Raw genomic sequence first — 23,306 nt, forward strand, 5'->3', positions numbered from 1 at the left:
TGATCTTACGACCAAAGCAGCATTTTTTGATGCGGGTGCCAGTAGTAGGGTTCTAATCAACGTCAATCACTTTTGGGAGGATACCATGACCTGGAGCACACCACAGCTGAAAGAAGTGAACTGCGGTATGGAGATCAACATGTATTCTCCGTCTGAGGACGAAGGCCGCGAACACGAACGCGACCTGTTCTGATCAACTGAATTGAGCGGAGGCCCAAAGTGCGTTTTTTGGTTCTTGGGGCTTCCGCAGGTGGTGGGCTGCCGCAGTGGAACTGCGGCTGTCGGAACTGTGTGGATGCTCGCAAAGGAAACATTCCACCGTCCGGCCAGTCTTCATTGGCAGTCTCCCCTGATGGTGAACGCTGGAGTATCCTGAACACCTCACCCGATATCCGGCAGCAGATGCTGGACAATCGCCAATTGCATCCCCGCGCACTTCGTGACACGCCTGTTGCATCGGTTCTTCTGACCAATGGTGATATCGACCATATCGCCGGCCTGCTGAGCCTGCGAGAGCAAACTCCGTTCAGGCTGTTTGCGACCAAAGATATTCACGACGTTCTGTCGGAAAACCGGATTTTCGACGCGGTAAATCGTGAGAAGGTGGATCGTCAGTATATCGCCCTCGGTCGGGATTTTACCTTGCAAAAAGGCTTAAAGGCACGATTGTTCGCGGTTCCCGGAAAAGTGCCTTTGTTCATGGAAGGTGACACGGTTCAGACAGATATGATCGGGGAACAGACCGTAGGTGTGCGTCTGACGACCGGCGACAAGGTTGCTTATTACATTCCCGGTTGCGCACAGGTAACGTCAGATTTGCTGGATCAGGTTGCAGATGCGGATCAGCTGTTTTTCGATGGCACACTATGGGAAGATGATGAGATGATCCGCACTGGAACCGGCGTAAAAACGGGCCAACGGATGGGTCATATCTCGGTCAGTGGGCCCGAGGGTTCAATTGCGCAGCTGCAAGGCATTCATGCAGCGAAAACCTTTATCCATATCAACAACACCAATCCGATGCTGCAACCGGACGGGCCGGAGCGCGCCTTTGCGGAAAATGCCGGTTGGACCATCGCCTATGACGGGCAGGAGATCACGATATGAGCCGGGAAACTCTCGAATCCCGCCTGCGCCAGATTGGCGAGGAACGTTATCACGACAAGCACCCGTTTCATCACAAATTGCACAGCGGTCAGTGTACGGCTGACCAGGTGCGGGCCTGGGTGATCAACCGATGGGCTTATCAGGCAGCGATCCCGATGAAAGACGCCGCCTTCATGTCAAGATGCACCGATCCCGACATCCGCCGCGAATGGCGGTCGCGCATCGAAGACCATGACGGTGGTGTAGATGATGGCGGAGGCATCCGGCGATGGCTAAAACTGGCTGAGGCCGTAGGGCTGGACCCTGACTATGTCGCCTCGGGCCAAGGTGTATTGCCCGCCACGCAATTCGCTGTGGATGCATATGTGCATTACGTGCGCGAAAAGCCTTTGCTGCAGGCGGTCGCTTCATCCCTGACAGAGCTGTTTGCCCCAAAGATACATGAACAACGGATTGAAGGGCTGTTGGCTCATTACGACTTCGCCAATCCCGACAGTCTGTCCTATTTCCGCAAACGCCTGACCGAAGCCCCAAAGGATGTGGCTTTTGGTCTGAACTGGGTTCTGGATCATGCCGATACCCCAGAAAAAGAAGACATGGCCTGCGAGGCTTTGATTTTTAAAACCAACGTCTTGTGGGCACAGCTGGACGCATTGTGGGCGGCATATGTCGAACCCGGGCATATCCCGCCGGGCGCATGGACGCCGGGGGAAGGTATGAAATGACGCTGGAACTGCAAAACGAAGATCGCCCCTATCTGCCGCGTGGTGTGCGCATGCAGAAGGATGAGGTGCGCGGCCGAATGGTCCTGATGGCGCCTGAAAAGGTGATCGAACTGGATGACATTGGTGCTGCTATCCTGTCACGGGTCGATGGCGCAGCCCGTTTTAATCAGATCGTCGCAGATCTAGCAAACACCTACAACGCCCCGGTCGACGTGATATCGCAAGACGTTCAACAGTTTCTGCAAACCCTGCGCAGTCGGCTCTACCTGATGGTACAGACATGAACATCCCTGCCCCGATCGCCATGCTGGCTGAACTGACACATCGGTGCCCACTCAGCTGCCCCTATTGCAGCAATCCGGTCAAGTTGGAACAGAAAGAAACGGAGTTAGGCACTGAAGCTTGGACAGACGTTTTCCAGCAGGCACATTCAATGGGCGTGCTGCAGCTTCACCTGTCTGGTGGTGAGCCTGCGTCCCGACGGGATCTGGAAGATCTGACAGAAGCTGCTGCACGGATTGGGCTCTATACCAATCTGATCACCTCGGGCATCGGGTTGACCCCCAAGCGATTGGATCGACTTGAAGCCGTGGGGCTGGATCACGTTCAGTTGTCACTTCAAGGCACAAATGCCGTGCTGGCCGACAGAATCGGGGGCTATCGCGGCGGTTTTGATCGCAAGATGGTTATTGCGAAAGAGATCAGTGCAAGGGGAATCCCACTGACATTAAACGCGGTGATGCATCGGCAGAACCTGGACGACTTGGATCGCACGATTGAAATGGCAGTCGAGTTAGGTGCCCGCAGACTTGAAGTCGCATGTGTACAGTTTCATGGCTGGGCCATGTCGAACCGCACGGCTCTGCTGCCGACGCGTGAGCAAACAATGGCGGTCAAACAAACTGTTGCCGAGGCCGCGCAGCGTTTGCAGGGTGTGCTGGCCTTCGATTTTGTTCCACCCGACTATTATGCCGACTATCCAAAGGCCTGCATGGGTGGTTGGGGATCGTCAGGACTGAACGTAACGCCTAGCGGCACGGTATTACCATGCCATGCAGCACAGACGATTCCCCACCTGTCATTCGAAAATGTGCGTGACAAGTCACTGCTGGACATCTGGCGGAATAGCCCTGCGTTCAATGCCTACCGGGGAATCGATTGGTTGCCGGAACCCTGCCAAAGTTGCGATCGAAAGGAAATCGACTTTGGCGGATGTCGTTGTCAGGCGCTGGCCCTTGCAGGCGATGCCGCTGTCACCGACCCGATCTGCAAAAAGTCACCAAAGCACCAAGACGTGTTAAAAATTCTCGATGAACGGCAGTTCGGCAAGGAGCCAAACCTTGTATATCGCTCGTTCTAGCACCTTTTGATCCCCAGTTGATTTGCGGATATCTGCGCTCGATGCCGTACTGGCTAATAAAGGAGCAGGCCGCCCAAGTTGGACGGCCTGACCGGTTTTTTCTTGAGCTTCTGCCTTACTCAGCTGCCTGTGTGCTGCTGGAGGCGTGCTTGTCTCGCTGACTGTCGCGGAACAGTGCCTTGGCCAGCGAAACACACATCAGACCCATTACCATGGTGAACGGAAGCGCACCGATGATCATGGCATTGCGCAGCGCGTCCATTGGGTTGTTTTCGCCTGCTGCCAGGATCAGCGCACCGATCACTGCCGTCAGGATTACGCCCCAGATGATGCGGTGCTTGATGCCGGTTTCCTGGCTGCCACCGGACATAATGGTGTTCATCACCAGAATGCCGGAGTCAGCAGAAGTGACCAGGAAGGTCATGATCAGGACTACGCACATGACATTCAGCATAGACAGCAAGCCACCGTCGATCATATAGGACAGCGTCACGAACAGTTTGTTGGTGTTCGATGCGCCGATGATCGCGCCTTCGGCAGCGCCTGCCAGTTCCAGATCAATCGCAGTGCCGCCCAATACGGTCATCCATGCAAAGCAGACCAGCGCCGGTGCGAACACGCAGCCCAGAATGAACTCGCGAACGGTACGACCCTTGGAGATACGCGCCAGGAACAGCCCCACGAAGGGCGAGAACGCGATCCACCAGGCCCAGTAGAAGGTGGTCCAGCCTGCCTGCCAGCTAAACTGACGTCCCTGCTCACCCGCTGCATAAGCCGCGGCCAGAGTCGCTTCGTCCAGCTCGGCTGCCGCGCCTTCCAGACCACCTTTGAAGCCGTCAAAGCTGCCCCAGGCATTGGTCGCGCCACCCATCAGATCCGCCGCGTGTGCTTGCGCCTCGGCGGGCAGAGCTGCGGCAAAGCCTTCGGCCGACAGCGGACCATAGGCGTTAAAGCTGAGCGACAGGAAGTGCAGGATGTAATCGACCATCGCAGTGCCATAGGTGGTCATGGCAAATACAAACGAACCGAAGACCACGAAAGTGCCCAGCAAGATGATCGAAAGCACCAGATTCAGGTTTGACAGGTACTTAACACCACGCCCCACACCGGACACCGCCGAAATGATCGACAGGCCCATGATCACGATCAGGCCCGATATCAGACCAACCTTGCTCGGGGTCGGAACCTCGCCACCTAGATCCATGATCCACTGTATGCCGGTGATGGCATAGAGACCGTCGATGAACTGACTGACGCCATAGCCGATAGTTACGGACACGCCGAGGATCGTTGCAACAACACCCAGAACGTCGACCACGTGACCGAAGAAGCCGTTGACGAAACGACCAAACAGAGGTGTCAGCGCCGAGCGGATCGTCAGAGGCATATCACGCGTATAAGCGTAGTAGGCCAGCGACAAACCGGTTACCACGTAAATCGCCCAGGCGTGAAAGCCATAGTGCAGGAAAGTGAAACGGTAAGCGGATTGAACAGATTCAGGATCGTTTCCTGCAACGTCACCCGACAAAACCACAGGGTTCGACCCCCAAAGGCCCAGCGGCTCTGCCGTGGCGAAGACCATCAGGCCCACACCCAGACCAGCACCAAACATCATGGAAAACCAAGAGAAGTTCGAAAACTCAGGCTTTTCCCCAGGTGTTCCCATGATCCGGCGGCCTGTGGCGGGAATGATCGCAACAATGGCAAGGAAAAAGAAAAATATCCCGACAATGATAACGTAGAAGCTGTTGAAGATTTCAAGCAACTGGCCGTTCAGGCTACCCAGCGTGCTGTTCGCATTTGCAGGGAAAACCAGGGCCCAGAGGACCAGCCCGACCATGATGGCCTTACTGATCAGGGCAATTGGGACGCTGTAGTTTTCATAGAAACCGGAATCCGCCGTTTCTATTTCAACGTCCGTAAAAGGTTCGGGTATCGACATATTGCGCGTTCCTCCTTGAGTGTGCCGTTTTTTGTTCTTTAGAAAACAGTGCTGGAACACATCGCGCTGCACGGCGTGGACAATCATGCGCGATGTACAAACTTATGAAGAATTGTGGTCAGCCCAATTGTGGGCTTGCAGTAAAAACGCGTGCTCCCATTGCGTTACTTACTGCAGATTTCCTCCCAATTATTTACTGCCTGCCAACATCACCAGTCCTCGTGGTAAGTCGGCATGTCGTTGAACTTGATCGCAGCACCTTTAGCGGTGACTACGCTTCCAACTCGGCAAAACCTATATCAAGGGTGAAATGTCCTCACTTGAGAATCCGACACTTCAATCGCATGAAACGACCATCGAATTCACTCGTTTGCGATGTTAGCGGGAACAGTGTGAAACTGTGAATTGCGGTGTTCATGGCTCTGCCTACAGCTTTAAGACCAGTTTCCCGGACTTGGCCCGCGATACGCAGGTACACAGGAATTCGTGGGTTTCCTGTTCTTGCGGAGTAAGTATTCCGTCGCGGTGATCAACCTCACCAGACACGACGTCAACGATGCAAGACCCGCACAGCCCCTCGGAGCAGCCGAAATCAACCTGCACACTGTTTGCCTGCAAAACTTCGAGAATGGTTTCTTCCTTGCCGACCGGGTAGATCGCACCGGTTGACTGGATTTCTATCTGAAAATCGGCGTTTGGAGCGCGCTCGATATCTGTTGCGGCTGCAAATCGTTCAAAATGAATGGCTCCGCCGCGCAACGATGCTCCGGCTTCCAGAACAGCATTCAACATCTGTTCAGGTCCGCAGGTATACACATCCGCACCCATAGGCATCGATTGCATGACCGACGCCAGTTCAAACTGACCGTCAGTGTCGTCGCAATGCAAATGATACCATTCATCCAGTCCAAGTGTCCGGAACTGTGCGTCCATCGCAGCATATTCTCTTGACCGTACAAGGTAATAAACCCGGAAATCCTGCCCTCGGTTCAACAGTTCCCGCGCCATTGCAACCAATGGTGTCGCCCCAATGCCGCCTGCAATCAGTGTAACGTGCCGATCGTGACTCTCGAGTTTGAAATGGTTACGCGGCCCACCGATTTTGACGGTCGCCCCATCCTGCAATGCGTGCATGGCCAATGAACCACCGCGCCCCTCATCTTCACGTTTTACGGCGACGTTGATCAAGCGACCGTCCTGGCTCCAGCTCCACAGTGAATACTGACGCACCAGATCATCGGCCAGATGGATATCCACATGTGCGCCGGGTTCGAGGTTTGTGAAGCGGCCGTTAGCGGTTTCAAAGCAAAAATCGGACGTGTCCGGGCTCAGCTGTGTTTTACGCACAAGGCGGGCAACTTGAGTATCCATCACATGTCCTGTTCGTTCTCGATCGACGTCCATCCTGCACTTGATGGCAAACAGCAGGAAAAAAGATAGATTTCAATTGCAAAATTTCTCACATTCGGATGAATAGAACTCACCTCTGTTCCACAAGCAACGCAGCAGCCATGTCACGACGCCATTATAATCTTCCTCCGCTCACAACATTGTCGGCCTTTGAAGCCGCTGCGCGGCACCGCAGTTTCAAAGAAGCTGCGGGTGAACTGTCTGTTACGCCCGGTGCTGTCAGCCACCAGATAAAGGCGCTGGAAGGTGAACTGGGCGCGGCGCTGTTTGTCCGAAAGCATAGGGGGGTGGAACTGACCGAGGATGGCCAGGATCTGTTTGAAGCACTGGGCTCGTCATTCCTGCAGATATCAAAAGTGTTGGAAAAGATTCGCAGTGGTGATTCTGAGAATCAGGTGACGGTTGGGTCTACTACCGCTGTCGCCGCATTGTGGCTTTCTCCGTCGGTTATCCGGTTCTGGCAGGACCATCCGCACGTGAAAGTGAACCAGATGGCGCAGGACAAGGCGTTCACAGACAGACCGGATATCGACTTTTTCATCCGCTACGGTCGTGACGTGAACTCGCAGCTTGACCATACCAAGCTGTACCGTGACGTCCTGACGCCGGTGTGCAGCCCCGAGATGGCTGTGGAACTGAAAGGCGCCGGCATTGAAGACCTGGTCAAGCGACGCCTGATCCACCTTGCAACGCAGGACAACACCTGGACCACATGGCCATCCTGGTTTCACGATCTTGGATACTCGGGAATTGTGCCAGTGGAGTCGCGCGTGAACAGCTATGCTTTGGCATTGCAGGTGGCCCGAAAAGGGGCAGGATTGGCCTTGGGGTGGAAACGCTTGATTCAGCCCATGCTGACCTCGGGAAAACTTGTTGCGTTGGAAGACTTCAGCATACCTGCCCCGAACAATTTTTATCTCGTCGGGCGCCCGGACGACCAACTGACAGAAGGTGCCCTTGCGTTGAAGAACTGGCTGCTGGAAGAATTGTCCGAGGGCTCGGTTTAGCTTGCCTCAATTGGCCATTAGGTTTTTTGATATTGAATGATGCTGGCTCAACCAGCCAATGGAAAGCAACGTCAAACGCATTCCAAATTACTTAGGAGCAACCGATGAACAAGCATTCACCGCTTTCGTCTGTTCTGACCCCGGTAAACACCGCCAAGGGTCTTCCAAACGAGCATTACATCGATCCTGCAGTCTTCGCCGAGGAGCGGGATGCAGTACTGTTTACGAACTGGTCCGGCATCGGTTTTGGCAAGGACATTCCCGAAGCGGGCGACGCCTATCCGATCGACTTCCTTGGCATGCCGCTTCTGATGGTCCGTGACCGCGACGGTCAGATTGGCGTTTTCCAGAACACCTGTCGCCATCGCGGAATGATCTTGGTTGACAAACCGCAGAAAATCCGCGGCGCAATCCGGTGTCCCTATCACAGCTGGTGTTACGGCCTGAATGGCGAGCTGCGCACTGCGCCGCATGTCGGCGGTCCCGGACGGAACACGCATGAAGATCTGGATTTCTCGGAATTGGGCCTGGTCCGCATCCGCTCATATGTCTGGCGCGACGTTATCTTCGTCAATGTGGATGGTAACGCCCCGGAGTTCGAAGAGGTCCATGGCGAATTGATGGAACGCTGGAAGGATTTCGAACAGCCGATGCATCACGGCGGTGCGGGCGCGTCTGTCCGGCTGGAGCTGGATTCAAACTGGAAACTGGCAGTCGAGAACTTTTGCGAAAGCTATCACCTGCCTTGGGTTCACCCGGGTCTGAACAGCTATTCCCGTCTGGAAGATCACTACAACATCAATGAACTGGGCAAGTATTCTGGTCAGGGCACATACGTCTATCGCCAGTTCGAAGGCCAGGACGGCGAAAGACTGGATGACTTCCAGAACCTGAGCGATAAGTGGAACGAAGGCGCGGAGTACATCGTTGTGTACCCGAATACTTTGCTGGGCGTTCAGCGAGACCACGGCTTTGCCTTCATCATCGATCCGATCACCCATGAACGGTCGAATGAGCGGATTGAGTTGTACTACGCCAAGAAACCAGAAGACGCGCCCGAACACGAAGCGCTGCGCGCCAAGAACGCGCAACTTTGGAAAACCGTGTTCGAAGAGGATGTGTTTGTTGTTGAGGGTATGCAGAAAGGCCGCCACGGCGTCAAATTCGACGGTGGCCGTTTCTCGCCTGCGATGGATGGCCCAACGCACTGCTTCCACCACTGGGTGGCCACGCAGATCGAAAAGGCCCGTGCTGAGGCATGAGCAACTTTCTCAAGGACGGTCTGGCCAGAAACTTTCTGGCCGGATCGTGGGTTGACGGCGACAAAGGCGCGGCCATCGCTGTCGAGGATCCGGGCAATCTGGAACACGTTGCGGGTATCTATGCACATGATCTGGCGTGGGCGCACAGGGTCGCGCGCAAACTGCGGCCGGATCAGGTGTTTATCAATGATTGGTTCGCTGGTGGTGTCGGGAATCCGGATTCGGGCGCAAAAAAATGCTGGCAACACTGTACAATTACGTGGTGACCAAAAATATCGCGATTTCATTGAAAGGCCGAAGGTGAATCTGCAAGAACTCGATAAGCAACTGCTGCAGGCCCATGCGGATCACGATGTACCCGCGCTGATCCGACTGTACCACGAGGCGGCCGACCATGCTGAGCAACGTCAGGATCACGACGCGTCCTGTTTCTATCTGACGCACGCGTTCGTGTTCGCATTGGAACATGGTGCGCCCGAAGCAGATGAGTTGAACCGCAAACTGTATGAACGCGGTCGTGCCCACCGTTTGGCGTTCTGATGAAATCAGTGTAACTGGGTTATCGCTCGGGCAAAGAGACAAAGCATGACCCATTTTACCTTTCTATGCCTTGAAGATTTCCCGGTTGCTGCCCTGTCCATGGCCATCGACCCGCTGCGCGTCGCCAATGAGATCAGCCGCAGGAATGGTCTTGGCTGGACCGTCGTATCGGAAGATGGGCTACCGGTCATGTCCAGCTCACGCCTCAGCATCAATCCTGACAAGGCATTGTCCGAAGTGAATGAGACAGATGTGCTGTTGGTCTTTGCCGGGGCCTCTGCCCGGTTCAGGGATCGCAAGGCGTCGGGCGGCGCCCTTCGGCGCCTTCTGTCCCATGGTACGCGGATCGGGTCGGTCAGCGGCTCACTATTCGCGCTGGCGGAAGAGAAGTTCTTCGATGGCTACAGCTGTAGCGCACATTTCTGCTACACCGCTGCTTTGAAAGAGCAATTCGACAAAGTTACCCTCTGCGATACGCTGTACACCGTTGACCGCAACCGAATGTCTTTTGCGGGGACTTCGGCGGTTTTTGAATTCATGCTGGGTGTGATATCGGATCAGGTGTCTGATGCGGTTGCCGTCGAAACAGCCTGCTGGTTCCAATACGCGACCCTGCGCGATGCGGATACATTGCAGGTTTTGCCGGGCTATAGCAAAGATCAGACACGCAATGGTCTACCGCGCCCGGTTCGGCGGGCGATCGAGCTGTTCGCAAACAATATCGAAAACAAGGTCTCGATTGAGCAGGTCTCGAAACTTGTCGGGATGTCCATGCGGCAGCTGGAACGGCATTTCAAAAAGGAAACCGGGATCAGCCCCGGAGGGTACTATCGCAGGCTGCGGCTGGATGCGGCGCGGCAGAAGCTGCTTTATACCGACCAGTCATTGCAGGAAATTGCGCTGTCAGTTGGTTATGACAGCGCCAGTTCATTCTCAAGTAACTATCGGCGCGAATTTGGCCTGCCGCCCACGCAAGAGCGCAAGGAACGAAGCCGCGGCGCAAGACATGCGGCTTTGTCCTTTGGTCAACACCCTTCACAGGGCCTTGGCCACCTCGGTCAGCGCGTGGTGAACTGAAATCGCATAGCTGCGGGGCGCGTAGACCGAGAAATCCGTACCCGCCTCATTACAGCGCAACAGGCATCCCACATGATGGATTGCAGTGCGGTTAAAAGCTCCGGCCTGCATCTGCTCGACATCCAGAACTGTCAGGCGTTGCAGCAGGTCGATGCCACCCTGCCCGGTCACATCGATGCGTGTGAACACGTCCGATTGATCGGTGACGGACGCAATGCCAGCCAGTTCACTCGCCATCCTCCGGGCCAGCTCCAGTGGGCCGGCATAGGCTTCTTCGCAGAGGTATTGATCCGGACCCAGCCAATGCAGGCTGCTGGTTTCGCTCTTTTCCGAGTGCCCCGCTTCAGGGACTGCAATTCCACACAGGGATTGAAGCTTGGTCTTCACAGCCTCTTCCTGCCCCAGGCGGGCTGAGACGGATGCCAAAGCTACATCTTCACGTTCCTGAAAGGTCAGTGTACCGACCACGTCCTGCTTGGGTTCAGTGCCGCCAATGGCGGTCTTGGCAACAAAATCACGCACGGAGCCGTTCTCCTTCCGGGTCAACGAAATGCGCGCTGACAAGCGTCGCTTTGATGTTGGAGTCATCTACCGGGCTGACAATCTGCACAGTTTCGCCCAATCGCTGCACCCCACGTTTCACAAAGGCCAGGCCAATGCTGCTTGACAAGTGGGGCGAATAGGCTGCTGAGGTGACATAGCCCAGATCGTTTTCCGGCAGGTGCTGTGCACCTTCGTCAAACACGTGGCTGCCAGCCAGCACGGTATCGGCGTCACTGGCCGGCTGGATACCAACCAGCGCCAGACCGTCCGGATCCGAAAGAGCCTCACGCGCACTGAGGGTCGCACCGATACTGTCCTTCTTGGTTGACACCATGCGCCCCATGCCCAGATTGTGGGCGCTGGTGGTGCCGTTCAGTTCATTGCCGGTAGCATGCCCCTTTTCAATACGCAGCACGCCAAGCGCTTCGGTGCCATATGGAGTTATTCCCATTGGTTCCCCAACCTCCATCAGATGCCGGATCAGCGCGTCACCGTAGCGGGTAGGAACGGCCAGTTCATAAGCCAATTCGCCCGAGAACGATATACGGAACAGCCGCGCCGGGATTCCACCCGCAATGGTCACCTCTCCACACGCCATGAAGGGGTAACCCTCGTTGCTGATGTCAAAGCCGTCGTCCACGACCTTTTGCAGCAGCTCGCGCGACTTTGGTCCCGCTATGGCAAATTGCGCCCAGGCGTCGGTGGTCGAGATCATCTGCACATCCATATCCGGGAACAGGCACTGATGCACAAACTCCATGTGGCGATAGACACCCACCGCGTTGGCTGTTGTGGTGGTGACCACAAAGTGATCCTCGGCCAGACGCGCGGCAGTACCGTCGTCCATGGCAATACCGTCTTCGCGCAACATCAGGCCATAGCGAGTTTTGCCGACCGGCAGTTTGGAAAAGCCGTTGCAATAGATCTTGTTTAGGAACTCTGCCGCATCCGCACCTTGTACATCGATCTTGCCCAGCGTGGTCACATCGCAGATGCCGACACCGCTGCGGACCGCCAGAACTTCACGGTCTACCGAATGACGCCAATGGGTCTCACCGGCTTGCGGATACCATTGGGCGCGCAGCCACTGGCCGACCTCGACAAACACAGCGCCCTGTTCTTCGGCCCATTGGTGGCTGGGGGTCAGCCGCGTGGGTTTGAACTCTTTTCCGACCGAACGCCCGGCCCAGGCTCCCATCGCCACCGGCGTGTAAGGTGGCCGGAAGATGGTTGTGCCGGTTTCGGGAATGCTCTTGCCGGTGATCTCGGCCATCACGGCCAGCGCGCCGACATTCGCGGTTTTGCCCTGATCTGTCGCCATGCCCAGCGTGGTATAGCGTTTCAGGTGCTCGACGCTGCGGAAGCCTTCCTGCTCGGCCAGTTTGACGTCTTTGACAGTCACGTCATTCTGAAAGTCCAGCCAGGCGCGACCTTTGCCGGGCACATGCCAGAACGGCGTGATGCGGATCTCATCATCCTCACCTTTTGGTAGGTCGATCGGGCAAGCCTTGATCCCCAAACTGTCAAGCGCCGCAAGCGCTGCGTTGGTGCCCGAGGCGATAGCCCCAAAACTGGTCAGATTGCCAGCGGCAGCACCGGCAGCGACCATTCCTGTTGGCATCTCTGCCGGCGGAATAAAGGCTGCAAGCGGTTCGAACCATTGCGGGCGACCGCGCTGATGGCATGTCAGTTGGACATTCGGGTTCCATCCACCCGAAACGCCCAGACCGCTGACCTCAATCGGTCGGGTCTGACCATCGGCTAACTGCACGGTGATCGATTTCAGACCCAAACGGCCCTGCGCGTCGGTGACTTGGGCGCCTGCCAGCAATTCGCACTCGGCAATACGTGGCGCATCACTGCGCGGGTCGATCACAGCAACAACTTTTACCCCGGCTTTGATCAGATCCTGCGCAGCGCGGTGGCCTTCATCGTTGTTGGTAAAGAATGCAACGCGTTTGCCTGGCGTCACAGCCCAGCGGTTCGCGTAGGCCCGCATCGCGCCCGCCATCATGATGCCCGGGCGGTCGTTGTTTTCGAAGGCGATCGGGCGTTCAGTGGCGCCGGCACACAGCACCGAGTGTTTCGAGTAAATGCGCCACAGGATCTGACGCGGTTTGCCTGCTTCCGGCACCGCCAGGTGATCCGAAACCCGTTCGAGCGCACCGTGGATGCCGTGATCATACGCCCCGAATACAGTGGTGCGCGTCAGCAGGCGCACATTGTTCATCGACGCCAGCTCACCCAAAGTCTGCGCAACCCATTCAGCGTTCGATACACCCTCGAACCGGTCACAGTCCGACAGCAGGCGACCACCCATCTGACTGTCTTCATCGGCCAGAATAACTCGCGCGCCGGAACGTGCGGCTGTCAGCGCTGCGATCAGTCCCGAAGGACCTGCACCAATTACCAGCACGTCGCAATGCAGATAGCCTTTGTCGTAGATGTCGGGATCAGCTTCCTGCGTCAGGCTGCCCAGACCGGCGGCCTTGCGGATCATCGGCTCATAGAGCTTTTCCCAGAATGCCTTGGGCCACATGAAGGTCTTGTAGTAGAAACCGGCCGTCAGAAACGGTGAAAACCGATCATTGATTGACAGCGCATCGAAGGCCAGCGAAGGCCAGCGGTTCTGCGACGTCGCTTCGAGCCCATCGAACAATTCGATCGTGGTTGCGCGTGTGTTCGGCTCCTGCCGGTTGCCAGTGCGCAACTCGACCAGCGCGTTGGGTTCTTCCGATCCCGAGGCCAGTACGCCGCGCGGTCGGTGGTATTTGAATGAACGTCCCACCAACCGTACGTCGTTGGCCAGCAGCGCCGAGGCCAACGTGTCGCCCTGATAACCTTCATAGGATTTGCCATCGAAGGTAAAGCAGAGCTTTTTAGAGCGGTCAATCAGCCCGCCTTTCAAACGATTGTTCTGGGTCATTTTCCCCGTCCCGTCTTGCGGGCAACATCCCGCGCCAGTTCCGTTGCCAGAATTTCGTGGGTCAACGTGTTACGCGTTACGACCAACCACGAGCGGTCGCCTTGCTCGTGAAACCACAGCTCGCGATGGGTGCCAGCGGGGTTGTCACGCAGGTAAAGATAGTCGTGAAACTCATCCTGAGCCGTGTCGGATTGCCAGTTGGGCCGGTTGATCAGGCTCGCATCGCCGAGATAGGTGAATTCGGATGCATCACGCGGGCCAAGCAGTGGGTGATTTATGATCATGTCAGGGCCTCCTCAGTGCAGGTTGGGCTGTGCGCCCACGCCTTTTTCATCAATCATCCGCCCTGTTTTGAACCGGTCCAGGCGATAGGCGGTTGCAACCTCATGCGGTCGCTCAGTCGCCATCAGATGCGCAAAACAAAAGCCCGAGGCGGGCGTTGCCTTGAAGCCGCCATAGCACCAGCCGCCGTTGAAATAGAGGCCGTCAATGCCGGTGTGATCGATAAAGGGTGAGCCGTCCATCGACATATCCATCACCCCGCCCCACATCCGCAGCAGGCGCGCGCGACCAATCATCGGCATCAGAGACATGCCGCCTTCGGCCACATCCTCGACCACCGGCAGGTTGCCGCGTTGTGCATAAGTGTTGTAGCCATCGATATCGCCGCCAAAGACCAGACCGCCCTTGTCCGACTGGCTGACATAGAAGTGCCCGGCACCATATGTGATCACGCCGTCCAGTACAGGTTTCAACCCTTCTGACACAAAGGCCTGCAGCACGTGGCTTTCAATAGGCAGGCGCATCCCTGCCTGGGCCATCACACGACCGGAAGAACCGGCAACCGCAACGCCCACCTTCTTGGCGCCGATGTAGCCTCGCGTGGTTTCAACACCCAGAACCTTGCCGTTTTCGATGTGGAAGCCTGTGACTTCGCAATTCTGAATGATGTCGACGCCCCGCTGATCGGCCGCACGGGCATAGCCCCAAGCAACGCCGTCATGTCGCGCCGTGCCACCCCGTCGGTGCAACAGCCCGCCTTTGATCGGAAAGCGCGCATCGTCAAAGTTGAGGAACGGATACATCGCGCGAACGCCTTCGGTATCCAGTAATTCCGCCCCCGAGCCAGTGAACATCATCGCGTTGCCACGGCGGCGATACGCATCTCGCTGCGCATCCGTGTGGCAGAGGTTCAGAATGCTTCGCTGGCTAACCATCGCATTGTAGTTCAGATCCTGTTCCAGGTTCTCCCACAGCTTCAGCGACAGCTCATAAAAAGGCTGGTTGCCGTCCAGCAGGTAATTGGCGCGGATAATCGTCGTGTTACGACCGACATTGCCACCACCGATCCAGCCTTTTTCCAGAACGGCCACCCTTGCGGCCTTGTGTTCCTTGGCAAGATAGTATGCCGTCGCCAGACCGTGGCCTCCACCGCCGATCACAACAAAATCATAGCTCGATTGCGGCTCGGGATCGCGCCACGCGGGCTTCCAGCCCCTGTGCCCGTTCAGAACCTGCCGCATAATCGCGAGTGCCGAATACCGCATATGGATGTGTCCTTAACCCTTTGTGCGTCGATGCATCTTGAGGCACCTGGAAGGTCTCAGTCACGACGTAATCCGTCACGGAGTTTATCAGTTGCGACAATTTTCAGATTTGGGTTTAGCTGACTTCATTCGATCTCGAATTTTGTCGACATTGTCGATTGGACCGCGTTCGTGAAACAAACTGCGCGACTGGAAAACGCGCGAGATAGCAAAATGCGAACAGAAGCTCAGGCCGTCGTCATCGGCGGAGGTGTAATCGGGTGCTCGATCCTTTATCATTTGACTAAACTGGGTTGGTCGGATGTCGTTTTGTTCGAGCGGGATGAACTGACCTCGGGTTCGACCTGGCACGCAGCGGCCAACATCCACGGGCTGCACGACAGCACCAATATCAGCCGCATCCAGCACTATACGATGAGCTTGTATAATTCGCTGGAAGCTGAAACCGGGCAAAGCTGCGGTGTATTCCAGCCCGGCTCTCTATATTTGGCTCAGACCGAAGAGCGTGAGCATCAACTGAAGCTCCAGGCGGCCAAGGCCAAGCTTTACGGCATGAACTTCTATGAGATCAGCATCGAAGAAGCACAGAAGCTGAACCCTCTTGTCAATTACAGCGGCATCCGCTGCGTGATGTTCGAACCCGATGGCGGCAATGTCGATCCCTCGGGTGTGACCAATGCCTATGCGGTCGGCGCACGCCAGCGCGGGGCCGAGATACATCGTTTTACCCCCGTCACCGCGACAGAGCAGCAGGAAGACGGCAGCTGGATCGTCAAAACACCCAAAGGTGACGTCAGAACGCCATGGGTTGTGAATGCCGCGGGTCTTTGGGGCCGGGAGGTCGCGAAGCTGGCCGGGATCGACTTGCCGCTGCAGCCGACCGAGCACCAGTATTTCGTGACCGAAGCCATGACAGACGTTCAGGATCACGGCACCCGCCTGCCCTCGGTCTCGGACCGCGATGGTGAGTATTATCTGCGTCAGGAAGGCAACGGACTGTTGGTCGGCGCTTATGAGAAAAACATGAAATTCTGGGCCGAAGAGGGTACGCCTTTGGACTTCGCTCATGACCTGTTCCCCGACGATCTTGAGCGGATCGAAGAGAATATGATGAACGCCATCGAACGCCTGCCCGCCGTGGGCGAAGCGGGGATCAAGCGTGTCATCAACGGCCCGATGATCTGGTCGCCCGATTCGAACGTTCTGATGGGCCCGGTGCCCGAGGTTGATGGATACTTCTGCTGCAACGGTATCATCCCCGGATTCTCGCAATCTGGCGGTATGGGCCTGATGGCGGCGCAATGGATCATTGACGGCGAGACCGAATACGACATGTTCGCATGGGACCTCGCACGATTTGACAGTTGGGCAACCAAGGAGTTCACCAAAGCCCGCGTCGCAGACCAGTATGGCCACCGCTTTGCGATCCACTTCCCCAACGAAGAACGCAGCGCTGGCCGCCCCGCCCGTGTACGTCCGATTTATGAAACGCAGAAGGCCATGGGCGCAGTCTTTGGTCTGAACGCAGGTTGGGAACATCCTCTTTGGTTTGCTGACGCACCGGGTGCCAAAGACACCAACGGCTTCACCCGCCAGAATTGGTGGGCTCCGGTCGGTGAGGAATGCAAGATGCTGCGTGAGCGTGCTGGTATCATCGACATCTCGAACTTCGCCAAATATGTGTGCAAGGGCCTGGGCGCGGCGGACTGGTTGAACGCCGTCTTTGCCAACAACATGCCGAAAACCGTAGGCCGGTCCTGCCTGACCCCACTGATCTCGAAACGCGGCGGTATCGCAGGCGACTTTACCGTCACCCGTGTCGCCGAGGATGAGTTCTGGGTGATCGGTTCGGGTATGGCCGAACGATATCACAAGCGGTTCTTCAAGCAGGTCCCTCTTCCCGAAGGCACCACTTTTGAAAGCATGACCGAAGCGATGTGCGGTTTTAACGTGGCCGGCCCGAAGTCACGTGGTATTTTGCAACGCCTGACCAATACCTCGCTGGCGACCGAAGATTTCCCCTTTATGCGTTCCGCGAAGATTGAACTGGCGGGGATCGAGGCTCTCGCCCTGCGCGTGTCGTTCACTGGTGATCTGGGGTGGGAATTACACTGTGCCACCGAACATCAGGCACGGCTGTACGAGGCCCTGCTGGAAACTGGCAAGGAATTCGGCGCAGGCCCTGTTGGGGCACGAGCCCTGATGTCGATGCGCGTTGAAAAGGGCTATGGTTCTTGGAGCCGAGAATACAGCCCCGAATATTGGCCGCATGAGGTGGGCTTGGATCGGTTATGCAGGTTCGAGAAGGACTTCCTCAACAAGAGCGCCGCGCAGAAGGTTCTGGAAAATCCGGCCCGAGAGCAACTGGTGCTGCTGCATCTAGACGAGGCCGATATGACGGCTTCCAATGCTGACGCAACCGGAGGTGAACCTATCTTCAAGAACGGCGAAGGTATCGGCCGCGTGACTTCAGGCACCTACGGCTACACTGTGGGCATGTCGCTGGCTTTGGGCTACATCAAAAACGCGCAGCCGGGTGATGAGGTCGAAGTGATGGTGCTGGGCCGTCCGCACAAGGCTACGATCCTGCATGAACCTCCCTTTGATGCGGCCGGAAAGATCCTGCGGGCCTAAGCTCTCACCAGCAGGGGTTGAGCCAGCCAATACGGCTGGCTCTTTTCGTTTTTGAGGGCTTTCAGGTGTAGTATTCTAATGCATACTTAAAACGTGCAGAAAGTACCGGCGGCCAAAGAAGGGGTAAAGGCCTTTCAAATAAGGTTTCGAGCATAAGGGCGATAAAAAGCAGTGCTGCTTTTTGATGAATTTTACTCAACTGTAATCGAATTTTTGGGCTGTTGAAAACAATCGCAGCGCTGTCAGTTTGCGCCTCGGTAATAAGGCCATATCAAGGACCGAGGAGGAAATCCCGATGGCACAAGATCTCGTCGCTCAGCTGGATGACAAACTGCGTGCAAAGCGCGAATCCTTTGACAAATTGCCGGTGATCGATATCGCCGCGTTGCTGGACGGTAGCGACAAGCGGAAAGTGGCAAAAGATATTCGCTGGGCACTGTCGAATGCCGGGTTCATGTACGTAAAAAACCACGGTATCACGCAGAGTTTCGTCGATCAGGTTTTTGACATCACCCGCCGGTTTTTCGAACTGCCTATGGACGAAAAAATGAAGCTGCATGTCAGCAACTCGGACGTGGCACTGCGTGGCTATATCGAGCCTTTTGGCGAAAATACCGACCCGACAAAAACAAAGGACTTGAAAGAGTGCTTCGACATTGGCCCCGAGCGCGACGTTCTGGAAGGTCCATTCTTTGGCCCGAACCAATGGCCCCCCGCCCTGCCGGAGTTCCAAAAGCTTGTATATGCTTATCACGAGAAGATGGTCACACTGTCCAAGCAACTACTCGGTGGCATCGCGTTAAGTCTGGACCTGCCTGAAGACCATTTCGAAAACCTGATGCAGAACCCGATCAGCATCCAACGTCTACTGCATTACCCGCCGCAAAACGGATTGGTGGATGAAAAGATTATCGGCATTGGCGCACATACCGACTACGGCAACCTGACGATTCTGGCACAGGATGATGTCGGAGGCCTGCAGGTCATGAACCGCGAAGGCGACTGGGTCGAAGGCTCACCTATTCCCGGTACGTTCGTGATCAACATCGGGGACCTGATCCAACGTCTGACCAACGACGTGTATCTGGCTAACATGCACCGGGTGATCAACGCGTCGGGTCGAGAGCGTTACTCGGTCCCGTTTTTCATCGATGCCGATTATGATGCCGTTTTTTCACCACTTGAGTCGTGCATCTCGAATGACAACCCGCGTCGCTATGATAGCGTCACCTGCGGCGCACATAAGTTTGGACGCTTTGCGGCCAGTTACGCCCACCTCAAGCAAGACGTCGCATAAAAGAAAGGTTGCGCATCATGCCGATCGAATACATGACCGGGGTCCACCTGACGGGGCACGGCGGGATAGAGAAGCTGGAATACCGCACCGACATCCCGGTTCCAACACCAGGTGCGGGTGAGGTTCTCATCCGTGTGACCGCCGCAGGGATCAACAACACCGATATCAATACCCGGATCGGCTGGTACTCCAAGGCGGTCACAGCAGACACCGAGACCGGCGGTGCCGACGGATTTGATACAGTGAATGATGATGACGCAAGCTGGTCAGGAATTCCGCTGACCTTCCCGCGCATTCAGGGCGCCGATGCCTGCGGCTATATCGAAGCCGTAGGAGAAGGTGTCGATCCGGCGCGTGTTGGTGAGCGGGTTTTGGTGCAGACCATCCAGCCCCGCCGCGAGGCCGATCCCTTTTCCTGCATCACCTTCGGGTCGGAATGCGATGGCGGGTTTGCGCAGTTCGCTGTGGCAAAATCCGAATTCACCCATGCAATCGACTGCGATTGGACGGATGCAGAACTGGCTTCGGTGCCTTGCGCATACTCAACGGCGGAAAACATGCTGCACCGAGCATCGGTCGGGGCCGAACAGGTTCTGATCACGGGTGCATCAGGCGGTGTCGGCTCCGCTGCTGTACAGCTATGCAAGCGTCGCGGTGCATACGTGATTGCAATTTCCTCAGCCTCAAAAGCGGATGACGTCCGCGCGCTGGGCGCTGACGAGGTTGTTGATCGTGATGCCGATCTGGTGGCTACGCTGGGCAAGATGTCTGTAGATGTGGTGATTGATTTGGTGGCAGGTCCGCAATGGCCCGGCATGCTGGACGTGTTACGCCGGGGTGGCAGATACGCCACGGCCGGAGCCATCGCAGGGCCAATCACCGAACTGGATGTACGTACTCTGTACCTGAAAGACCTATCACTGTTCGGGTCCACCTACCAGGCGGATGAGGTATTTCCCAACCTTATCCGTCACATAGAACACGGAGAAATCCGTCCGACATTGTCGGCGACCTATCCGCTGAAAGACATCGCCCGTGCGCAAGAAGATTTTCTTGCGAAAAAGCACACGGGCAAACTGGTTTTACTGCCGCCAGAGGTCGGGGCATGAAGATCAAGACAATTGAGCTTTACCAAGTCGCTCTTCCCTATTCCGGAGGGGTCTATCTGCTGTCAGGCGGGCGTGAATACCGAAGTTTTGACGCCGGAATTGTCCGGATCGAAACCAACACAGGCCTAGAGGGCTGGGGTGAGAGTACACCGTTCGGCTCTACCTACATCGCGTCTCACGCGCGCGGTGTTCGGGCCGGGATCGAGGAGATCGCGCCTTATCTGATTGGCCGTGACCCGCGTCAGGCGGACCGGATCAACGACGCGATGGATGAAGCTCTGGTGGGGCACAACCACGCCAAAACCGCATTGGATATCGCTTGCTGGGACGTGTTCGGAAAGTCCGTCAATATGCCGGTCTGCGAACTCTTGGGTGGCTCTACTGGCAACAGGCTTCCGACCATATCGTCTATCTATGCAGGAGACCCGGACGATATGCGCCGCCGCGTCGCTGAACATCGTGCCATGGGGTATATGGGCCATTCCATCAAGATAGGTGCGTTGGACAGCGAAGGCGGTCCAGCACTGGATGCGGATCGGATCGCGACCTCACTGGCGGATCGCCAGCCGGGGGAGTACTTTATTGTAGATGCCAATGGTGGTCTCATTCCGGAAACTGCCCTGCGCATGTTACGGATGTTGCCGCACGGGCTGGATTTCGTGCTTGAGGCCCCCTGCTCTTCCTGGCGTGAAACGTTGTCTCTACGGCAAAGGTGCGACGTGCCGATCATCATCGATGAACTGGCGCAACAGGATCAGGACATCACCCAGATCGTCGCGCAGGATATTGCGGACGGAATCGGTCTGAAAATTTCGAAAGCAGGTGGCCTGACCCGTGGCCGGCGCCACCGCGATATCTGCCGATCGGCAGGATTGACGGTCAGCGTGCAAGACACTGTTGGTTCGACGATTGCTTTTGCCGGGATCGTTCATCTTGGGGCCACAGTACCCGAACGCTACTTGCGCTGTATTCTGGATTGCCGCGACATGGTCACACTCAAAACTGCCGAGTTCGACGCACCGGTGCGAAATGGGGGTGTCATCGTGCCGAAGGCACCCGGTCTGGGTATCGCCGTGGACCGGTCCGTTCTGGGCGAACCGGTTGCTGTCTGGTAAGCAGATCAGCCCGCAGGCTTATACGCAACTTGGCTGACATATGACATATAGCCAAAGAACCGGTTTTGCGACACGCGCGCTGCCGCTTCGGCTTTCAGAGCCGCAGCGGTTTCAACCTGAAGGACGCCTGTCTCGGCCATCCGGTCCGCACCCCGGTCAATGACTGTCAGAAAGTAAGTGGCGTCGCCTTCTGCCACATAGCCATGCCCTCGCCAGCGGCCCAACTCGAATCCGGAGCGGGCCAGAAGGCCGCCGATCTGACGCATGATCCAGAGGTTGGTCACATTCTGGTTGATCATGTACCGAACGAGCTGATCCAGAGGGTCAAAATCCGCGATTTGCGCTGATGCGGTGTCATAGTCTCCATCGCAAATAGCCAAAATCCCGCCAGGCTTCAAAATTCGATAGGCCTCGCAAATCACGTCTTCCGGTCCCGGAACGTGACACAACAACGTATGTGCGACCACAAGATCGACTGAGGCATCTGCCAACCCTGTTGCTTTGGCATCGCCAGATTCAAAACGAAGCCGATGATCCGCAGCAAAGGTCTTCTTCGCTCGTTCCACCATGATCGGAGAGGGTTCTATCCCCAATGCGGAGCTCGCCCCGGCCAATGTGACTAATTCTTGCGTGATATGACCGGTGCCCGATCCCAGCTCAACGGCAAAAGCACCGGCGGGTAAATCAAGGTCTGACAGGTAACCGGCTCGGATTTCTATCTGCGCAGGGTCCAGGCATCTTGCGTCGATTGCATCGGCGATGCGTTCCTGAAGTGCGTTATCTTGTGCGGCCAGGTCAGAATAAGGATCGGACATTATGCGCCTCCTCTCTTCAATGGGAAATCCTAGCGCGACTCCGTTAGTTCTGCCAAGCGCGCATTATCTGGGGCGGTGGATCAGCCTACCGAGGGATACCGGCGTTTGCTCAGAGGTTTGCGAAAGCTGCCTCAGCCACCAGTCTTACGCACGTTGGCTGCAAAACAATACCCAATGCCGTGCACCGTCTTGATATAAGTCGGCGCGGTTGGATCCGGTTCGATCTTCTTGCGCAACCGCAAAACATGCACATCAATTGTCCGGTCGCCGACCACAGTTTCCCGACCGCGTGCCTTATCCAGTAGTTGATCGCGCGAAAAGACAATATGCGGGTTTGTAACGAAAGCCTGCAACACGTCGAATTCGGTTGTGGTCAGCGGAGTTTGCTGCCCGCTGCCAGCGTCAGTTAGTGTCCGTTCGTTCTGATTGAGAATCCAGTTGCCGAAAAAGGTAAGCGGAACGTCCGATCCGGCCTGAACAGTTTGGGCACTGTCTGTGCGGCTCCTGCGTAGTACAGTCCGGATGCGTGCAAGAACTTCCCGCGCCTCGAACGGCTTGGTGATATAGTCATCTGCCCCAAATTCCAGGCCAACGACGCGGTCAAATATTTCGTCTCGGCCTGACAAAACGATAATCGGTATGTTCGAACTGACCCGCAATTCACGGGTAATGTCAAAGCCATTGCGTCCTGGCAGCCCGATATCAAGCAAAATCAGATCCACATCCGATTTTGTCAGAACAGCGTCCATGGCGTTCCCATCTGTCACGCAGGTCACCTCGCACCCTTGTTTTTCAAGATAGCGCTGCAGGAACGATGTGATCTGCGGGTCGTCATCGACGACAAGTATATGGTCTTTGACTCTCATTTTGCTCGGCCCAATAGGGTTGGT

Annotated in this window: 22 protein-coding genes; 14 read left to right on the forward strand and 8 right to left on the reverse strand. The window is 56.3% G+C overall.

Features of this window, described 5'->3' with window-relative positions; translation table 11 throughout:
* The first annotated feature begins 85 nt into the window (after positions 1-85).
* The 5 genes from pqqA to pqqE are packed head-to-tail and all read left to right on the forward strand — an operon-like array spanning position 86 to position 3,192.
* Positions 86-193, forward strand: a complete 108-nt coding sequence (pqqA, locus tag ACR0K5_RS14335) for a pyrroloquinoline quinone precursor peptide PqqA (RefSeq protein ID WP_480630327.1) — start codon at positions 86-88, stop codon at positions 191-193.
* A 26-nt stretch (positions 194-219) separates the two neighbouring features.
* Positions 220-1,107: a pyrroloquinoline quinone biosynthesis protein PqqB gene (gene pqqB, locus ACR0K5_RS14340; RefSeq protein ID WP_480630328.1), complete on the forward strand. Its 888-nt coding sequence runs from the start codon at positions 220-222 to the stop codon at positions 1,105-1,107.
* A complete protein-coding gene (gene pqqC / locus ACR0K5_RS14345; RefSeq protein WP_480630329.1) occupies positions 1,104-1,832 on the forward strand; it encodes a pyrroloquinoline-quinone synthase PqqC in 729 nt (242 codons plus the stop codon). The genes pqqB and pqqC overlap by 4 nt, the downstream gene beginning before the upstream one ends.
* On the forward strand, positions 1,829-2,116 hold the full coding sequence (gene pqqD, locus ACR0K5_RS14350; RefSeq protein ID WP_480630330.1) for a pyrroloquinoline quinone biosynthesis peptide chaperone PqqD: 288 nt from the start codon (positions 1,829-1,831) through the stop codon (positions 2,114-2,116). Before pqqC ends, pqqD begins: the two co-directional genes overlap by 4 nt.
* Positions 2,113-3,192: a pyrroloquinoline quinone biosynthesis protein PqqE gene (gene pqqE, locus ACR0K5_RS14355; RefSeq protein ID WP_480630331.1), complete on the forward strand. Its 1,080-nt coding sequence runs from the start codon at positions 2,113-2,115 to the stop codon at positions 3,190-3,192. The genes pqqD and pqqE overlap by 4 nt, the downstream gene beginning before the upstream one ends.
* Before the next feature lie 115 nt (positions 3,193-3,307).
* Here pqqE and ACR0K5_RS14360 read toward each other — a convergent pair whose 3' ends face one another.
* Together ACR0K5_RS14360 and ACR0K5_RS14365 are read right to left on the reverse strand one after the other, a co-directional pair.
* Positions 3,308-5,134: a BCCT family transporter gene (locus ACR0K5_RS14360; RefSeq protein ID WP_480630332.1), complete on the reverse strand. Its 1,827-nt coding sequence runs from the start codon at positions 5,132-5,134 to the stop codon at positions 3,308-3,310.
* A 426-nt stretch (positions 5,135-5,560) separates the two neighbouring features.
* On the reverse strand, positions 5,561-6,505 hold the full coding sequence (locus ACR0K5_RS14365) for a PDR/VanB family oxidoreductase (protein ID WP_480630333.1): 945 nt from the start codon (positions 6,503-6,505) through the stop codon (positions 5,561-5,563).
* Positions 6,506-6,645: 140 nt separating this feature from the next.
* On the opposite strand from ACR0K5_RS14365, the gene ACR0K5_RS14370 reads away from it, so the two are divergent.
* From ACR0K5_RS14370 to ACR0K5_RS14390, 5 genes are all read left to right on the forward strand, one after another.
* Positions 6,646-7,551 (forward strand): LysR substrate-binding domain-containing protein, encoded by a 906-nt coding sequence (locus tag ACR0K5_RS14370; RefSeq protein WP_480630334.1) that lies wholly within the window; start codon positions 6,646-6,648, stop codon positions 7,549-7,551.
* Between the two features lie 104 nt (positions 7,552-7,655).
* On the forward strand, positions 7,656-8,813 hold the full coding sequence (locus ACR0K5_RS14375) for an aromatic ring-hydroxylating oxygenase subunit alpha (RefSeq protein WP_480630335.1): 1,158 nt from the start codon (positions 7,656-7,658) through the stop codon (positions 8,811-8,813).
* Entirely contained in the window at positions 8,810-9,079 is a 270-nt protein-coding gene (locus tag ACR0K5_RS14380; RefSeq protein WP_480630336.1) for a hypothetical protein, read from the forward strand. The genes ACR0K5_RS14375 and ACR0K5_RS14380 overlap by 4 nt, the downstream gene beginning before the upstream one ends.
* 34 nt (positions 9,080-9,113) lie before the next feature.
* The gene (locus ACR0K5_RS14385) at positions 9,114-9,353 is read left to right on the forward strand and encodes a hypothetical protein (protein WP_480630337.1); all 240 of its coding nucleotides are present in this window, start codon (positions 9,114-9,116) and stop codon (positions 9,351-9,353) included.
* A gap of 45 nt (positions 9,354-9,398) precedes the next feature.
* Positions 9,399-10,430, forward strand: coding sequence for a GlxA family transcriptional regulator (locus ACR0K5_RS14390; RefSeq protein WP_480630338.1), 1,032 nt, complete (start codon positions 9,399-9,401; stop codon positions 10,428-10,430).
* Here the strand turns inward: ACR0K5_RS14390 and ACR0K5_RS14395 are convergent.
* From ACR0K5_RS14395 to ACR0K5_RS14410, 4 genes are read right to left on the reverse strand one after another with little or no spacing between them, the layout of a single operon-like run.
* Positions 10,389-10,952, reverse strand: coding sequence for a sarcosine oxidase subunit gamma (locus ACR0K5_RS14395; protein ID WP_480630339.1), 564 nt, complete (start codon positions 10,950-10,952; stop codon positions 10,389-10,391). The two genes, ACR0K5_RS14390 and ACR0K5_RS14395, sit on opposite strands and share 42 nt — an antisense overlap.
* Entirely contained in the window at positions 10,945-13,899 is a 2,955-nt protein-coding gene (locus ACR0K5_RS14400) for a sarcosine oxidase subunit alpha family protein (protein ID WP_480630340.1), read from the reverse strand. Before ACR0K5_RS14400 ends, ACR0K5_RS14395 begins: the two co-directional genes overlap by 8 nt.
* Positions 13,896-14,183, reverse strand: a complete 288-nt coding sequence (locus ACR0K5_RS14405) for a sarcosine oxidase subunit delta (RefSeq protein WP_480630341.1) — start codon at positions 14,181-14,183, stop codon at positions 13,896-13,898. The genes ACR0K5_RS14400 and ACR0K5_RS14405 overlap by 4 nt, the downstream gene beginning before the upstream one ends.
* Positions 14,184-14,195: 12 nt before the next feature.
* On the reverse strand, positions 14,196-15,446 hold the full coding sequence (locus tag ACR0K5_RS14410; protein ID WP_480630342.1) for a sarcosine oxidase subunit beta family protein: 1,251 nt from the start codon (positions 15,444-15,446) through the stop codon (positions 14,196-14,198).
* A 213-nt stretch (positions 15,447-15,659) separates the two neighbouring features.
* Between ACR0K5_RS14410 and ACR0K5_RS14415 the strand changes: the two genes are divergently transcribed.
* From ACR0K5_RS14415 to ACR0K5_RS14430, 4 genes are all read left to right on the forward strand, one after another.
* Positions 15,660-18,080 (forward strand): GcvT family protein, encoded by a 2,421-nt coding sequence (locus tag ACR0K5_RS14415; protein ID WP_480630343.1) that lies wholly within the window; start codon positions 15,660-15,662, stop codon positions 18,078-18,080.
* A 295-nt stretch (positions 18,081-18,375) separates the two neighbouring features.
* On the forward strand, positions 18,376-19,377 hold the full coding sequence (locus ACR0K5_RS14420) for an isopenicillin N synthase family dioxygenase (RefSeq protein ID WP_480630344.1): 1,002 nt from the start codon (positions 18,376-18,378) through the stop codon (positions 19,375-19,377).
* A gap of 17 nt (positions 19,378-19,394) precedes the next feature.
* Positions 19,395-20,486 (forward strand): alcohol dehydrogenase family protein, encoded by a 1,092-nt coding sequence (locus ACR0K5_RS14425; RefSeq protein WP_480630345.1) that lies wholly within the window; start codon positions 19,395-19,397, stop codon positions 20,484-20,486.
* Complete coding sequence (locus ACR0K5_RS14430) at positions 20,483-21,601, forward strand: mandelate racemase/muconate lactonizing enzyme family protein (RefSeq protein ID WP_480630346.1); 1,119 nt, start codon at positions 20,483-20,485, stop codon at positions 21,599-21,601. The genes ACR0K5_RS14425 and ACR0K5_RS14430 overlap by 4 nt, the downstream gene beginning before the upstream one ends.
* A 5-nt stretch (positions 21,602-21,606) precedes the next feature.
* Here ACR0K5_RS14430 and ACR0K5_RS14435 read toward each other — a convergent pair whose 3' ends face one another.
* Positions 21,607-22,416 carry a class I SAM-dependent methyltransferase gene (locus ACR0K5_RS14435; protein ID WP_480630347.1) on the reverse strand — a complete coding sequence of 270 codons (810 nt, stop codon included), beginning with the start codon at positions 22,414-22,416 and terminating at the stop codon, positions 21,607-21,609.
* 131 nt (positions 22,417-22,547) lie between these two features.
* On the reverse strand, positions 22,548-23,282 hold the full coding sequence (locus ACR0K5_RS14440; protein WP_480630348.1) for a response regulator: 735 nt from the start codon (positions 23,280-23,282) through the stop codon (positions 22,548-22,550).
* Positions 23,283-23,306: the final 24 nt, after the last annotated feature.

This window comes from Ruegeria sp. AB9, assembly GCF_056542585.1.

Excerpts from the sequence above, each read along its gene's own strand:
- pqqA (WP_480630327.1), top strand. The coding sequence starts at position 86 with ATGACCTGGAGCACACCACAGCTGAAAGAAGTGAACTGCGGTATGGAG.
- pqqC (WP_480630329.1), top strand. The coding sequence starts at position 1,104 with ATGAGCCGGGAAACTCTCGAATCCCGCCTGCGCCAGATTGGCGAGGAA.
- pqqD (WP_480630330.1), top strand. The coding sequence starts at position 1,829 with ATGACGCTGGAACTGCAAAACGAAGATCGCCCCTATCTGCCGCGTGGT.
- pqqE (WP_480630331.1), top strand. The coding sequence starts at position 2,113 with ATGAACATCCCTGCCCCGATCGCCATGCTGGCTGAACTGACACATCGG.
- ACR0K5_RS14360 (WP_480630332.1), bottom strand. The coding sequence starts at position 5,134 with ATGTCGATACCCGAACCTTTTACGGACGTTGAAATAGAAACGGCGGAT.
- ACR0K5_RS14365 (WP_480630333.1), bottom strand. The coding sequence starts at position 6,505 with ATGGATACTCAAGTTGCCCGCCTTGTGCGTAAAACACAGCTGAGCCCG.
- ACR0K5_RS14370 (WP_480630334.1), top strand. The coding sequence starts at position 6,646 with ATGTCACGACGCCATTATAATCTTCCTCCGCTCACAACATTGTCGGCC.
- ACR0K5_RS14375 (WP_480630335.1), top strand. The coding sequence starts at position 7,656 with ATGAACAAGCATTCACCGCTTTCGTCTGTTCTGACCCCGGTAAACACC.
- ACR0K5_RS14380 (WP_480630336.1), top strand. The coding sequence starts at position 8,810 with ATGAGCAACTTTCTCAAGGACGGTCTGGCCAGAAACTTTCTGGCCGGA.
- ACR0K5_RS14390 (WP_480630338.1), top strand. The coding sequence starts at position 9,399 with ATGACCCATTTTACCTTTCTATGCCTTGAAGATTTCCCGGTTGCTGCC.
- ACR0K5_RS14400 (WP_480630340.1), bottom strand. The coding sequence starts at position 13,899 with ATGACCCAGAACAATCGTTTGAAAGGCGGGCTGATTGACCGCTCTAAA.
- ACR0K5_RS14405 (WP_480630341.1), bottom strand. The coding sequence starts at position 14,183 with ATGATCATAAATCACCCACTGCTTGGCCCGCGTGATGCATCCGAATTC.
- ACR0K5_RS14410 (WP_480630342.1), bottom strand. The coding sequence starts at position 15,446 with ATGCGGTATTCGGCACTCGCGATTATGCGGCAGGTTCTGAACGGGCAC.
- ACR0K5_RS14415 (WP_480630343.1), top strand. The coding sequence starts at position 15,660 with ATGCGAACAGAAGCTCAGGCCGTCGTCATCGGCGGAGGTGTAATCGGG.
- ACR0K5_RS14420 (WP_480630344.1), top strand. The coding sequence starts at position 18,376 with ATGGCACAAGATCTCGTCGCTCAGCTGGATGACAAACTGCGTGCAAAG.
- ACR0K5_RS14425 (WP_480630345.1), top strand. The coding sequence starts at position 19,395 with ATGCCGATCGAATACATGACCGGGGTCCACCTGACGGGGCACGGCGGG.
- ACR0K5_RS14430 (WP_480630346.1), top strand. The coding sequence starts at position 20,483 with ATGAAGATCAAGACAATTGAGCTTTACCAAGTCGCTCTTCCCTATTCC.
- ACR0K5_RS14435 (WP_480630347.1), bottom strand. The coding sequence starts at position 22,416 with ATGTCCGATCCTTATTCTGACCTGGCCGCACAAGATAACGCACTTCAG.
- ACR0K5_RS14440 (WP_480630348.1), bottom strand. The coding sequence starts at position 23,282 with ATGAGAGTCAAAGACCATATACTTGTCGTCGATGACGACCCGCAGATC.